Here is a 14,301-nt window from a genome sequence, read left to right on the forward strand (position 1 = left end):
CCTAATAAAAGTGCTGCTTTCATAACGCTGGTGTCTTTAATACAGCAAAAGCAGACTTACCGAAATAATGCGCCCCTATGCAAGCGACAGCCGTGAGGTTGACGATTTGCGAGAAGACTCGGGGCCAACGGTTTATCCGGTCATGACGTCATTTTGCCCGCAGCTCTGTCAATAATGGAAAAATAACGAGTAAGTTAAGATGAAAAGAATGTTGATTAACGCAACTCAGCAAGAAGAGTTGCGCGTTGCCCTTGTAGATGGACAGCGTCTGTATGATTTGGATATTGAAAGTCCGGGCCATGAACAGAAAAAAGCGAATATTTACAAAGGTAAAATCACCCGCATTGAACCTAGTCTTGAAGCGGCATTCGTAGATTACGGTGCAGAACGACATGGTTTCCTTCCTCTGAAAGAAATTTCCCGCGAATATTTCCCTAACAATTACGCCTCACATGGCCGCCCGAACATCAAAGATGTTTTACGCGAAGGTCAGGAAGTGATTGTTCAGGTTGATAAAGAAGAACGTGGAAATAAAGGCGCAGCGCTGACGACGTTTATCAGCCTGGCCGGTAGCTACCTGGTTCTGATGCCAAACAATCCACGTGCTGGGGGAATTTCCCGCCGGATTGAAGGTGATGACCGCACTGAATTAAAAGAAGCGCTGTCTTCTCTGCAACTGCCTGACGGCATGGGCCTGATTGTGCGTACTGCCGGTGTCGGCAAATCCGCAGAAGCCCTGCAGTGGGATCTGACATTCCGCCTGAAACACTGGGATGCCATTAAAAAAGCTGCTGAAGGCCGCCCTGCTCCGTTCCTGATCCATCAGGAAAGCAATGTTATCGTTCGTGCGTTCCGTGATTACCTGCGCCCGGACATCGGTGAAATCCTCATCGATAACCCTAAAGTCCTTGAGCTGGCTAAAGAGCATATCGCTGCTCTCGGACGCCCAGATTTCAGCAGCAAGATTAAGCCATACGTAGGTGAAATCCCGCTGTTCAGTCATTACCAGATTGAGTCTCAGATTGAATCTGCATTCCAGCGTGAAGTGCGTCTGCCTTCCGGTGGTTCAATTGTTATCGACAGCACCGAAGCGCTAACCGCTATCGACATCAACTCCGCGCGTGCAACCCGCGGCGGCGATATCGAAGAAACGGCCTTCAACACCAACCTCGAAGCCGCTGATGAAATTGCTCGTCAGTTACGCTTACGTGACCTCGGTGGTCTGATCGTTATCGACTTTATCGACATGACGCCAGTACGCCATCAGCGTGAAGTGGAAAACCGTCTGCGTGATGCGGTTCGTCAGGACCGTGCTCGTATCCAGATCGGTCGCATTTCCCGTTTCGGTCTGCTGGAAATGTCCCGTCAGCGCCTCAGCCCGTCATTGGGTGAATCGACGCACCATATCTGCCCACGCTGTGCCGGGACCGGTACTGTGCGCGATAACGAATCACTTTCCCTGTCGATTCTGCGTCTGATTGAAGAAGAAGCACTGAAAGAAAACACCAAAGAAGTTCACGCCATCGTACCGGTGCCGATCGCTTCTTACCTGCTGAACGAAAAACGCGAATCGGTGAATGCCATCGAGAAACGTCAGGGTGGCGTACGTGCTGTGATCGTACCAAACGATCAGATGCAGACTCCGCACTACCACGTTCTTCGTGTGCGTAAAGGTGAAGAAATTTCTGCACTGAGCTATCTGCTGCCGCAGATTCATGAAGCTGAAATGCTGCAACCTTCAGAAGAAACGCCGTCTGAGCGTCGTCGTCCTGAGCAACCCGCTCTTGCCGCATTCGCTCTTCAGAGCGAAGCACCGCCATCAAGCTTCGAGCAGACAGCAGTTCCAGATGAGCCAGTACAGACACGCACGACAACCGTCAACGCACCTGCTGCACCGGTCGCTGAGAAACCTGGGTTTGTCAGCCGTCTGCTGAGCGGCCTGAAGGGCTTGTTCGCTGCGGAACCTCAACAAGAAGTTAAACCTGTTGAAGAGCCAAAAGCGGAACCAGAAACCACTGAATCTGCAGAAAACCGCCGTAACAACGATCGCCGCAATCAGCGACGTCAGGGTGGACGTCGTGAACGTAACGGCGAGCGAGGCGAACGTGGTGAGCGTACCGATCGCGGTAATCGTGGTGAAGGGCGTGATAACAATCGTGATAATCGTGGCGAGAGCCGTGATACCCGCGAAAACAACCGTGAACCTCGCGAACCTCGTGAAGACCAGCGTCGTAACCGTCGCAATCAGGAACCTGTTGTTACTGAAACACGCAACGAAGAAGTGGAAACTGTCGCTCGTGAAGAGCAGCAGCAACCTCGTCGTGAGCGCTCGCGTCGCCGTTCTGATGATAAACGCAGAACACAGCCGGAAGAGAAAGTTCAGGACGTTGTGGTTCAGGAAGTGGAAGCTCCGGTAGTTCCTGCTCCAGTGCAGGATGATGCCGAGCAGGAAGATCGCCAGCCAACGCATCGTCGTCAGCGTCGTCAGTTGACTCAGAAAGTGCGTTTCGAGTCAGAAGAAGTGGACTCCGAAGCTGAAGCTGCTGCTCAACTGCTGATTACAGGCAGCCGACCTGCTGAACCTGCATTCACTTCACATGAAGAAGCGGGTGCAGAAACGACTCACGCGTCTGATAACGACGAAAACCTGAATGACAACGCCCGTGAAAACGGTATGCCACGTCGTTCACGTCGTTCGCCGCGCCATCTTCGCGTCAGCGGACAACGTCGTCGCCGCTACCGTGATGAGCGTTACCCGACTCAGTCACCAATGCCAATGGCGGGTGCATTCGTTTCTCCGGAAATGGCTTCAGGTAAAGTGTGGATCACCTACCCGGTGGCTCAGGCATCTGAGCAAGGTCAGCGATTTGAAGAGCACACTGCAGAAACAGAAGCGCCAGAAGTGTTAACTCAGCAAGTTGAAATCGCGCAGGAAAACACCCCTGTTCTGAATGAAACTATTGACGTTACACCTCAGCAGCCAACCGTTGAAGCGACTCGCGTTGAAACGCCAGACGTTGAGCAGGTACATGTTGCTGATACTGCACAGCAAGTTACGCAATCCGAAACTGCTGCAGTAGCTGAACAGCCTGTTGCCGATGAACCTGTTCTGGTTGAGCCAGAGACAGCAGAGCCGGTAGAAGAAACACCAGTGGTCGCGATTTCGCCTCAGGCGCAAGAACCTGCTGTTGTTGAACCGGTAGCTGTCATCGCTGAACCAGAAGTTCAGATTCAGGCTCCGGTAGCAGCACCCGCGGTTGAAGTTAGCCCTGCGCCAGCTCCGGAAGTGAAACCTGTTGTTGAAGCGGCACCTGTCGCGGAAACTCCGGTAGTCAGTCAGGCTGCGGCTGTTGCACCACGCTTTAAGCATCATGCAACGTCACCGATGACTAAAGCACCGGCGCCAAGCTATGTGCCAGAGCCTTCCCGTCAAAGTGACTGGGTTCGCCCTGAGTTTAACTTTGAAGGTAAAGGTTCTGCAGGGGGTCATTCAGCAGTAAGTACGGCGACTGCCCCAGCGACTAAACCTGAAATGCCGACAAAGTAATGCTCTGACTCACTGGTAACTGGTTTACTGGTACAAAAAAACCCGCTTCGGCGGGTTTTTTTACGTCTCAGACTCTGTGAATTGTTTTCAACTCATTGGAATCAAATGTTCAGGCCAGAGTTTTCAAGCGTCGAATGGTGAGTTCATCGAGTTTACCTTCCAGACTCGCGGCGAAGTGCTGGAAGTGAGAAGTGTTATTGTGCTGATTCAGGGCTTCTTCGGATTTCCAGCGCTCATAAAATACGAACGTTCCTTCTTTATCCAGATCCCGATGAAGCTCATATTGCAGGCAACCCACTTCCTGGCGGCTGGGCTCAATAACTTCGAGCAAAGCTTCCGTTACCTCAGCCTTAAATTCCGGTTTAGCAACAATAGTGGCAACAACTCTGATTTCCATAGTAGTTCTCCTGTTATTTTGTCCTGCTTCCGGGTGATCCCGTGAAGCCCGGCGAGTAAAATCTGTGACTACTATGACCCCTTCTCTGCATTGATTTCAATACGAAGTTTATTTAACAGATGCAAGCCAGCGGTTTTGCGCTTATTCTTGTTCCCCGCCGCTAATGCTCCCATTACCGCACCTGATCCCAACATCTTGTCTCTCAATGCCGGAGTTTTGCCTGATGACCGCAACACCGCAAGTTTTAAGAATCCGCCGCCCAGATGACTGGCACATTCACCTACGTGACGATGATATGCTCAGTACGGTGTTACCTTTCACCAGTGAAGTATTTGGCCGTGCGATTGTCATGCCAAACCTGACACCGCCTGTCACTACTGTGGAAGCTGCTCTGGCCTACCGCAGCCGCATTCTCAACGCAGTGCCTGAAGGCCATAATTTCACACCGTTGCTGACCTGTTATCTGACCGATTCAGTCGATCCTGACGAAATTGCCCGCGGATTCGAACAAGGTGTTTTCACCGCTGCAAAACTGTATCCGGCAAATGCCACCACAAATTCCCAGCATGGTGTGTCTGATGTGAAAACCATTTATCCGGTGCTGGAGCGTATGCAGAAAATCGGCATGCCGCTGCTGATCCACGGTGAAGTGACTCACAGCCATGTCGATATTTTCGACCGTGAAGCGTATTTCATTGATGAAGTGATGGATCCGGTTCGTCGTCAGTTCCCGGAACTGAAAATTGTGTTCGAACACATCACCACCAAAGATGCCGCTCAGTATGTTCTGGAAGGCAATCAGTATCTGGGCGCAACGATTACGCCGCAGCATCTGATGTTTAACCGCAACCACATGCTGGTGGGCGGCGTTCGTCCGCACCTGTTCTGCCTGCCAATTCTCAAACGCAATATCCATCAGGAAGCACTGCGTAATGTGATAGCCAGCGGCGCCGAGCGCTTCTTCCTTGGCACTGACTCCGCGCCTCACACCAAAGGGCGCAAAGAGTCGAGCTGCGGCTGCGCGGGGTGTTTCAATGCTCCTTTGGCGATGCCCGCGTACGCTACAGTGTTTGAAGAGATGAACGCGCTGCAGCATTTGGAAGCCTTTAGCTCACTGAATGGTCCGCGCTTCTACGGCCTGCCGGTCAATGAAGATTTTATCGAACTGACCCGTACGCCGGTGACACAGCCGGAGGAAATCGCCCTGGGTGATGAGTGCGTTGTGCCATTCCTGGCGGGGCAGACCCTGAACTGGACAGTGACGGCCTGCTAAATACCCGTCAGACAAAATCGTAAGTAACTGCACTGTGCGATTTTCTCTTCATCTCCTAGTTGCGTAACCCGCGGATTGACTGTATAAATATACAGTCAATCTATTCAGGAGGTCCTATGCGTGTTGAAATCACTATCGATAAAACCAAACCTCTGCCTGTCGGTGCGCTTGATGCGTTATCAGGCGAATTGAGTAAAAGAATCAACAAACAGTTTTCCGACCGTGAAAATAATATTCAGGTCCGTTATGCCGGCGCTAATAGCTTGTCCGTTCTCGGTGGTGCAAAAACTGACCGTGATCTGATCGAGGAAATTCTTCAGGAAACCTGGGAAAGTGCCGATGACTGGTTTTCAAATCAGAATGATGAGTAACGCGATGAAACGCCTGAAAATCAATCTTACTGACCCATCTTATTTATAATAATCAGGTTTTTTACAAACCACGCCGCAAGGCTATTTCAGTATTTTACCGGGCGTCGCAGTCCGGTTTTTTATTGCTCTTTTCTGCTTAACATTGACTCACCGCTAAAAATCGAACACGCATAAATCCCCAGATAATTCTTACTCCACAGTTTGTCACTCACTAACAAATACAATTTTTTTACAATTAAATTCAATCAAACACTCCTCAAAGCGATTTAACTGTTTATACTGAAATAGCTCACCTGATAATGAGCCGCATTGATCCTCAGATAGTCACTCACGTTAGTCACTACAAGATAAGGGGTCTATATGGACAGAAATGATGAAGTTATTCAGACACACCCGCTTGTGGGTTGGGATATCAGTACCGTCGACTCTTATGACGCGATGATGATACGTCTACATTACCTGTCTTCTAAAGACCAGACTCCCGAAAATGCTCAGGTAGACAGAACACTTTGGTTGACTACCGACGTTGCACGGCAACTGATTCACATTCTCGAAGCCGGTATTGAAAAGATTGAATCGAATGAGTACGAATACAGTGATCACCGAAAACACTAATCTTTATCTGCCAGTCTGAGGCACCAGCGATTTCCATCCTGGTGCCTTTTTCTTTGCTGCCGCCCCGCTTGCCTTCGCTGCTGTAAACTCTCTATCATGCCCCAAACCATTTGTTAAATTTTTGTCAGAGGAGTCTGAGTAACATGGATTATGACCTCATCATTGTCGGCAGCGGCTCAGTAGGCTCTGCGGCAGGCTACTACGCCACCCGCGCAGGATTGAAAGTCCTGATGATCGACAGCGCGATGCCACCGCATCAGACCGGCAGCCATCACGGTGAAACACGCCTTATCCGCCATGCCTATGGCGAAGGTGCGCGTTACGTGCCGATGCTGTTAAGGGCGCAGATGTTGTGGGATGAACTGGCTGAAGTCAGTGAAGAAAAGGTCTTCCACCGCAGCGGTGTGCTGAACATCGGCCCGGAAAACTCAGATTTTATCGGAAATGTAAAAAACAGCGCCGAAACCTATGACCTGATAACGCAGGATATGAATGCTGAAGAAATCCGCACCAGATGGCCGCTCTTCACGCTGCCCGACGGCTACTGCGGCGTATTTGAGCCTGACTCCGGGTACCTGCAAAGTGAAATCGCCATCAGCGCTTACATACGACTGGCGCGTGAAGCGGGCTGTGCGCAGTTGTTTAACTGCCCGGTCGACAGCATCCGCTGGCTGGAAAATGGTGTGGAAGTGTCCACGGCAGATGGTGTGTACAGTGGCGCAAAACTGGCTGTCACCGCCGGAACCTGGGTGACAAAAATTCTGCCTGAACTTCCGGTTAAACCGTTGCGAAAGGTATTTGCCTGGTTCCACGCCGACGGACGTTACAGTGAAGAAAATCACTTCCCCGCGTTTACGCTCGAAACCCAGCAGGGCGATCAATATTACGGTTTTCCTTCGGTAAAAGACGCTCTCAAGCTCGGTAAGCACAACGGCGGGCAGTGGATCAATTCGCCGGAAGAACGTAAGCCTTATGGCGGATTCAGTCAGGACGGTACAGAGTCATTTAACTTTTTCCGTCACTTCCTGCCGGGTGTGGGGGTCAACCTGCGTGGTGCATCCTGCACGTATGACATGACGGAAGATGAAGATTTCATCATCGACACGCTGCCTGACCGCGATAACACGCTGGTCATTTCGGGTCTGAGCGGTCACGGTTTCAAATTTGCCAGTGTGTTAGGCGAAATAGTAACGCAATTCGCTAACAATCATCCTATCCCCTTTGATTTAAAGCCTTTTTCACTTTCGCGTTTCAAATAATGGAATGAAAGAGAACCGTCATTTATATTCTGCTGACCGTTCTCTTTTATTCTTTACACTTTATCGGTGGGTTTCACTTTGAACCAGATCAATAGACTGGTATTTCCGAATTGACAGCATTATAGAAAAAAACCTATGCTAGCCCAAGAAATCACAGGAGTGGTTTCCAACGCGTAAATCATACGCTTACACAAGGATGTAATATGAAACTCTCCGTTATTGAACCCTGTGGTTTCACCCGCTTAGGTGTTTTCTCTTATCTGATCGAGAATAATGATCTCTATATTATTGATTCGGTGAATATCTCCCAGGCACTCAAATCTTTCAATGAATTCCAGCCTGATTTGATTCTCGTTAACATGACGCAATATTGTCATAGCGCAGAATTATCTGAAGAATTAAAAGCATTCTTTGAATTCCGCCATGGTGCCCGGATTTACTGCTACATCGACGCAAACTACCCGGAATGTGACGATCCGATCCCGATTACCCGCGATGTTTTTATCCTCAATAAACAATCACTGACAACACTTTTGAAACAGATTGCTTCAGATCCTGATGCTTACGTGCAGGCGAATAATGTCGGATTACCGCGCATGTTGTTCAGCGATCAGGAAATTCTGGTGATGAACTACTGGATGTCGGAAATGCCGAACTACCGCATTGCCAGAAAATTGAATATCAGCAGCCGCACCGTTTATGTCCATAAACGCCATCTGGCGCAGAAAATAAAAGTCCGCAACCGCTTAGAGTTCTGTTTCATATACAATTTGATTAAATATTTGTTCTGGCCCATTGATGACATATCTGCCAGTCCCATCAGCCGCCAGATCAAAGACGATTTGTTAATGATCTATAAAGCTCACAGCTAAAAACAATCGCCCCGGCCTGCCGGGGCCTTTTTTTGTCCTCTCCGCCAACCTCTTCGCAATATTCAGACACGTTTTCCCTTCCCATCACGCGGTTGCAGTTTTAATGCATAGGCCTACAATCGGTTCAGATTACCCGCCTCATTTTGAGGAGCCTCACAAAATGGCCGAATTAAACATGGTGGACGCGACTCCCGCCGAGATCACAGAAACATTACTTTCCGTTATTCGTCTGATGCGTAAACAGGTCGATGCGGCAATGTCCGCTCAGGGGCTTTCACTTGCCCGTGGAAAACTGTTAACCGCCATTGCACATGAAGGCACCTGCCGTCCGGGCGAACTGGCGCACGCGCTTCAGCAATCACCGCGAACGATCACTGACGCGATCGATGCAATGGACAGAGACGGTTTGTTAGTGAGAAAGCCGCATCCCACCGATCGCCGTTCACAGTTGCTTGAACTCACAGACGCAGGGAAGCAGGCGCTGGAACAGGTGAAGCAGCCAAAACAGGCCGCCATTGACCGCCTGTTTGAAGGTCTCGATCCCCTTGCCCGTCAGCAGTTGCTGATTTCGCTGCGAAGTATTGAATCGCATGCGCAAGATATTGAGGAGCAAAACAAGGTCTAGCGGTTTGGTGCGCCATCGCCCAACAGGACAGCAATTTTATGTCCTGCGGCTGTGGGCTCCAGAGCGATTTTCATTACAATCGTCAACGGAACAGACAACAGCATGCCCACCGGCCCCATCAGCCAGCCCCAAAAAATCAGCGAAACGAAGACCACCAGCGTGGACAGCCCAAGCCCGCGTCCGAGGATCCTGGGATCAATAATGCTGCCAAAAATCACGTTAATCAGGATGTAACCCGCCGTCACCATCAGCCCGTCGCTCACGCCGTTGAACAGAAACGTCTGAATAATTGGCGGGATGGCCGCCAGGAAGGATCCGATATTCGGAATATAGTTCAGGGCAAAAGCCAGCATTCCCCACAGAAAGGCAAACCTGACGCCGATGAACGCCAGTAATCCCCATACCGCCAGACCAGTGACGACGCTAATCAGCGTTTTAATCACCAGATACCGCGTCACACTGTCCAGTGCACGCTGGATATTTGCCCTGCCCTTGCCGGGATCGTCTGAGAGTTGTTCCAGTTTGTAGGGCAACTGCGGGACTTCGAGCAGCATAAAGGCGACGGTCATCAGCAATAAGAACAGGCCGGCCATGGCGTTCGACAAATAGCTGATGAGCTTACTCACCAGATTCAGTGTCGCAGCCGGATCAATGTAGCCTGCAAGCTGTTCCGGTGTGAACGTCAGTTCGCCCTGCGGAAAATAGGCATCGTACTGGCGCAGTTTCTCGGCAATGATCCCGCGGTATTGCGGCAAGGTGCGTGCGAAATCATTGAGCGTGACCAGCAACGTCGTTGTCAAAAACACCATCACACAAATCACCACCGTCGCCACCAGCATTACCGCGAGCGCTCGCGGCACCCGCGCTTTCTCCAGCAAAACAATCAACGGATTCAGGACGAAAGCCAGAAACAGCGCCAGAATCAATGGGACGATAATATCTGCGGCGGATTTGATGCCGGCAAAAATCACCACCAGCATCGCCATCATCATGACAATTTTCAGCCCCTGATCCGTCACTATTGTCTTTCGCATGGCTTTCTCCTGTTCATGGCCTGTGCAGCAGATTAACGCGATTTCGTCCATTCACGGAAACGTTGAATATGGACATACAGTGCCGGGATAAACAAGATCCCCGCCGTCGTTGACAGCAACATGCCACTGAATACCGTGACACCAATAATGTGTCGGCTCATCGCGCCGGCACCGGAAGCCAGTACCAGCGGCAAGACACCGAGAATGAAGGAAATTGCCGTCATCATGACGGCACGAAAACGCTGTTTCGCCCCGTCCTGTGCCGCCTCCCGTACAGACGCCCCTTCTTCACGGCGTGCTTTCGAGAATTCCACAATAAGAATAGCATTCTTGGCCGCCAGCCCTATCAGCAACACCATACCAATCTGCGCATACACATCATTGCTCAGCCCGGCCAGATGTAATCCCGCGATAGCGCCAAACACCGCGAAGATGACTGAAATCATCACCACCAGCGGAATACTCCAGCTTTCATACTGCGCCACCAGGAACAGGTACGCGAATAACAGTGCCGCGGCGTAAATCAGAATCGCCTGGCCGCCAGCCTGAATTTCCTGTAATGACATTCCCGTCCATTCATATCCGTAACCAGCAGGAAGCTTTTCACTGAGAATATGTTCCATTTGCGCCATAGCTTCACCGGAACTCACGCCCTGCGCCGCCGAGCCGCTGATGGCCAGTGACGGGAACTGGTTGTATTGCGTGATAAATGGCGCGCCGAGTGAAGGCGTCAGATCAACCATTTTGCCCATGCTGACCAGCGAACCGTTATCGCTACGGACGCTCAGCGTGGAAATCTGGTCGGCGCGCTGGCGGTCCTCCATTTCATTTTGCATCTGCACATTGAACAAACGGTTATTGATAATGAAATCGCTGACATTCACGCCACCCAGAGAGGTTTGTAGTGTGCCGAAAATCCGGCTGACCGGCACCTGCAACTGCGCGGCACGGTCACGGTCAACGCTCAGGGCGATTTCAGGTACCGAGGCGCTGAAAGTGGTGAACACGCGGCTGAGCTGCGGATCCTGATTTGCCGCCATGATCAGCGCCTGACCGGTCGCTGCCAGTTCCTGCGGCGACTGCCCCTGCAATGCCTGCAGGCGAAGATCCAGACCCGATGCGGTTCCCAGGCCGGAAATCGCAGGCGGATTAATCGCCATGATCATCGCCGACGGGATGCCCGCCATCGCGGGTTGCAGGCGGCCTATCACCTGATCCACGCTGCTGCGTTCGCCCCAGGGTTTCAGCAAGACAATCCCGAACGCCGAATTTGGCGCACTGCCGCCGCTAAGCAGGCTGAAACCGCTGATGGCGATGACATCGTCAACGGCCGGGTCGTTTTCCAGCAGCGTCTGCATTTGTCCCAGTACCGCATCCGTTCGCCCGAGCGATGCGCCATCCGGCAACTGTACGTTGACGAAGAAATAGCCCTGATCTTCATCCGGCAGGAAGGATTTTGGCAACGTGGAATAACCCCACACGCACGCGACAAGAATCACCATCACGGTGAGGGCACTGGTCAGCACATGTTTACTAAGCCCGCCGGTCGCCGTGACATAAACATCACGCACCTTGTCCAGCCCCCGGTTGAAAGCGCCAAACAGGCGTGCCGGCTTTTCAGGGCGGGGTTTGAGCAAGGTCGCACAAAGTGCGGGTGTCAGGGTTAATGCATTGATACTTGAAAGAATCACCGCAGCCGACAGCGTTACCGCAAACTGACGATACAGCGCGCCTGTGATGCCGGGTAACACGGCGATCGGCACAAATACCGCCATTAATACCACCGTTGTGGCGATGATTGGCCCGGCGATCTGTTTCAGCGCTTTACGGGTGGCTGCCACCCGGCCCAGCGAGGGATCTTCCGTCATCAGGCGCTCGACATTTTCAACCACCACAATGGCGTCATCCACCACCACCGTCAGCGCAAGAATGATGGCAAATAAGCTCAGCGTATTAGCGGAATAGCCAAACGCGTAGAGCACGGCAAAGGTGCCCAGCAAAGAGACGGGAATGGTCAGCGCGACAATAAAAGTGGCGCGTGCACTTTGCAAAAACAGAAAGACAATCGTCAGGACGACCAGAAATGTCAGGACGAGAGAGACGGCGATTTCATCCAGCGTGGCACTGACAAACTGGGTCGAGTCGAATTTAATTTCGTAGTTGAGATCGTCCGGGAAATAACGCGCCTGTCGGGTCATCTCCTCACGCACAGCATTTGCCACGTTCAGCGCATTGGCACCGGGCGCAGGATAGACAGAAAGGAAAGCCGAAGGCGTCTGATTCAGCGTCGCGTTGACCTGATAATCCTGCGCACCCAGCTCAATGCGCGCGACGTCGCGCAACCGCACCGCTCCGCCCTGTTCATTCTTACGCACGATAATATTGGCGAACTCTTCCGGTGAGCTGAGACGCCCGGCACCGCTGATCGTCAGGGTTTGCTGCTGTAACGAAGGACTCGGCGATGCGCCAATCTGACCGGCCGCAGCCTGGACGTTCTGGCTCTGGATCGCGGCGCTGATTTCTGTACTGCTGACGTTCAGCGCCTCCATCTTGCGCGGATCCAGCCAGATACGCATGCTGTAATCACGCGATCCGAAAACCTGTACGTCACCCACACCATCGATTCGCGCCAGAGCGTCCCGCAACTGAATGCTGGCGAAGTTGCTGATAAACAACATGTCATGGGTATTGTTGGGTGAAAGCAGGCTGATGCCCATTAAAATATTGGAAGCCTGTTTACGAACCGACACGCCCGTGTTCAGCACTTCGGCGGGCAATTTTGCGCTCACCTGAGAAATCCGGTTCTGCACTTCAACCGCCGCCGTATCCGGATCGGTACCGCTGGCAAAGGTGATATTCAGTGAGTAGCTGCCGTTATTGCCGCTGTTTGAGGACATGTACAGCATATTGCTGACGCCGTTAACCTGCGCTTCAATAGGCGCCGCCACAGATTCAGCCACGTCCCGCGCACTCGCCCCGGGATAGATGGCGCTGACAGACACAACGGGAGGCGTGATATCCGGATATTGCTCAACCGGGATCACCTTGAGCGCCACCGCACCAATCAGTGCGGTGACCAGCGCGATGACCATCGCAAAACGGGGTCGCTTGATAAATTGCTGAAGCATCGTCGTTCCTTAACGTTGAGTCGTCTGAGCCGTTGAAACACCCTGAGCATCCCGCGTTGAGACGTTCATCCCCGGCTGGATCCATTGCAGACCTTCGGTTACCACCTTGTCTCCGCCCTGCAAACCTTCCAGCACGAAATAACCCTGAGAATTTTGAGCCCCCAGACGTACCGGCCGCGCTTCAATTTGCTGTTGCGCATTGACCAGCAGGACAAAATGACCGGCCTGATTTTGCTGCAATGCATTGGCTGGCACGACGGGCAGACGGGCATCAGATTGCGGTTCCGCCAGCACGTTTACCGTACCGCCCGGCAGCAAACGATGCTGCGGATTCGCCACCACCAGCCTGACGGCGACGGTGCCCGTTTGCGCATCAATACGGTTGCCCAGGGATTCAAAGGTCGGTGTGGCCATGTACGGAGAACCATCCGACAGACGCAGCGACAGTGCCATATTCTCCCCGGACATCGCCTGTTCAAGCGAACCGGTATTCTGGCTGGCGCTGAGAAAATCTCGTTCATTTACGGAAATCACCACACGCACCGGATCAAGCTGAACGATTTCCGTCAGTGTCCCGCTGGCCGGGTTCACCAGGCTGCCGGTATGAAAATGGCTGACGCCGATACGCCCGGAGATGGGCGCAGTAATGCGCGTATAACTCAGCTGTAATTCCTGCGTTTTTAGCGCGGCCTGTGCTTGTGCAACCGCTGCCCGCGCGGTATCACGTGCCGCCACTGCAGCATCTACATCAGACTGGCTGACAGTGCGGGCATCTCCCAGACGCTGAATACGGTTAAGGTGAGTTTGCGCGTGGCGCGCGGTGGCATTGGCGCTGTCGAGCTGCGCTTTGGCTTGGGCGACGGCAGATTTATGCAATGCGGGCTCAATCTCATACAACAGATCGCCCGCGTTAACGAATTGCCCTTCCTCAAAGACACGGCGGGCAATAAAACCTTCAGTACGGCTGGCAACGTTGACTGATTGCACCGCTTCCAGGCGACCAAGATAGGTGCGGTTCACACCCTCGTTCTGTGTGGCGATGGTCACGGTGCCGACAACCGGGAGTGGCTGCGCGCTCACTGCGCCGCAATGGAGCAGGAAAAAAGCCATGACCGCCGCGATAGCAGTAATGTGTGTACCTGTGGTCAGGCGGCGAATTGCAGGAAATACCATAGCGTCA

General features: G+C 52.3%; 11 protein-coding genes. 7 read left to right on the forward strand and 4 right to left on the reverse strand.

The window, feature by feature from the left end:
- Window positions 1–199: 199 nt before the first annotated feature.
- Entirely contained in the window at window positions 200–3,547 is a 3,348-nt protein-coding gene (gene rne, locus J1779_RS22260) for a ribonuclease E (RefSeq protein WP_217204819.1), read from the forward strand.
- 109 nt (window positions 3,548–3,656) lie between these two features.
- Here rne and J1779_RS22265 read toward each other — a convergent pair whose 3' ends face one another.
- A complete protein-coding gene (locus J1779_RS22265; RefSeq protein ID WP_217204820.1) occupies window positions 3,657–3,944 on the reverse strand; it encodes a putative quinol monooxygenase in 288 nt (95 codons plus the stop codon).
- Between the two features lie 223 nt (window positions 3,945–4,167).
- Between J1779_RS22265 and pyrC the strand changes: the two genes are divergently transcribed.
- The 6 genes from pyrC (at window position 4,168) to J1779_RS22295 (ending at window position 8,959) form a co-directional block, all read left to right on the forward strand.
- Entirely contained in the window at window positions 4,168–5,217 is a 1,050-nt protein-coding gene (gene pyrC, locus J1779_RS22270) for a dihydroorotase (RefSeq protein WP_217204821.1), read from the forward strand.
- Between the two features lie 116 nt (window positions 5,218–5,333).
- Window positions 5,334–5,588 carry a DNA damage-inducible protein I gene (gene dinI, locus J1779_RS22275; RefSeq protein WP_056778732.1) on the forward strand — a complete coding sequence of 85 codons (255 nt, stop codon included), beginning with the start codon at window positions 5,334–5,336 and terminating at the stop codon, window positions 5,586–5,588.
- 360 nt (window positions 5,589–5,948) lie between these two features.
- Window positions 5,949–6,203, forward strand: a complete 255-nt coding sequence (gene bssS, locus J1779_RS22280) for a biofilm formation regulator BssS (RefSeq protein ID WP_056778730.1) — start codon at window positions 5,949–5,951, stop codon at window positions 6,201–6,203.
- Between the two features lie 143 nt (window positions 6,204–6,346).
- Entirely contained in the window at window positions 6,347–7,462 is a 1,116-nt protein-coding gene (gene solA / locus J1779_RS22285) for an N-methyl-L-tryptophan oxidase (protein WP_217204822.1), read from the forward strand.
- A gap of 203 nt (window positions 7,463–7,665) precedes the next feature.
- The gene (locus J1779_RS22290) at window positions 7,666–8,334 is read left to right on the forward strand and encodes a LuxR C-terminal-related transcriptional regulator (protein WP_217204823.1); all 669 of its coding nucleotides are present in this window, start codon (window positions 7,666–7,668) and stop codon (window positions 8,332–8,334) included.
- Window positions 8,335–8,494: 160 nt separating this feature from the next.
- On the forward strand, window positions 8,495–8,959 hold the full coding sequence (locus tag J1779_RS22295; protein ID WP_056778722.1) for a MarR family winged helix-turn-helix transcriptional regulator: 465 nt from the start codon (window positions 8,495–8,497) through the stop codon (window positions 8,957–8,959).
- On the opposite strand, the gene J1779_RS22300 is transcribed toward J1779_RS22295, so the two are convergent.
- The 3 genes from J1779_RS22300 to J1779_RS22310 are packed head-to-tail and all read right to left on the reverse strand — an operon-like array spanning window position 8,956 to window position 14,294.
- Window positions 8,956–9,993, reverse strand: coding sequence for an AI-2E family transporter (locus J1779_RS22300; protein WP_056778719.1), 1,038 nt, complete (start codon window positions 9,991–9,993; stop codon window positions 8,956–8,958). The genes J1779_RS22295 and J1779_RS22300 overlap by 4 nt on opposite strands.
- A gap of 32 nt (window positions 9,994–10,025) precedes the next feature.
- The gene (locus tag J1779_RS22305) at window positions 10,026–13,121 is read right to left on the reverse strand and encodes an efflux RND transporter permease subunit (RefSeq protein WP_217204824.1); all 3,096 of its coding nucleotides are present in this window, start codon (window positions 13,119–13,121) and stop codon (window positions 10,026–10,028) included.
- A 9-nt stretch (window positions 13,122–13,130) separates the two neighbouring features.
- Window positions 13,131–14,294, reverse strand: a complete 1,164-nt coding sequence (locus tag J1779_RS22310; RefSeq protein ID WP_238485259.1) for an efflux RND transporter periplasmic adaptor subunit — start codon at window positions 14,292–14,294, stop codon at window positions 13,131–13,133.
- Window positions 14,295–14,301 lie beyond the last annotated feature (7 nt).

It is taken from the genome of Rahnella rivi, from assembly GCF_019049655.1.
In the GTDB taxonomy this organism is placed as follows: domain Bacteria; phylum Pseudomonadota; class Gammaproteobacteria; order Enterobacterales; family Enterobacteriaceae; genus Rahnella; species Rahnella rivi.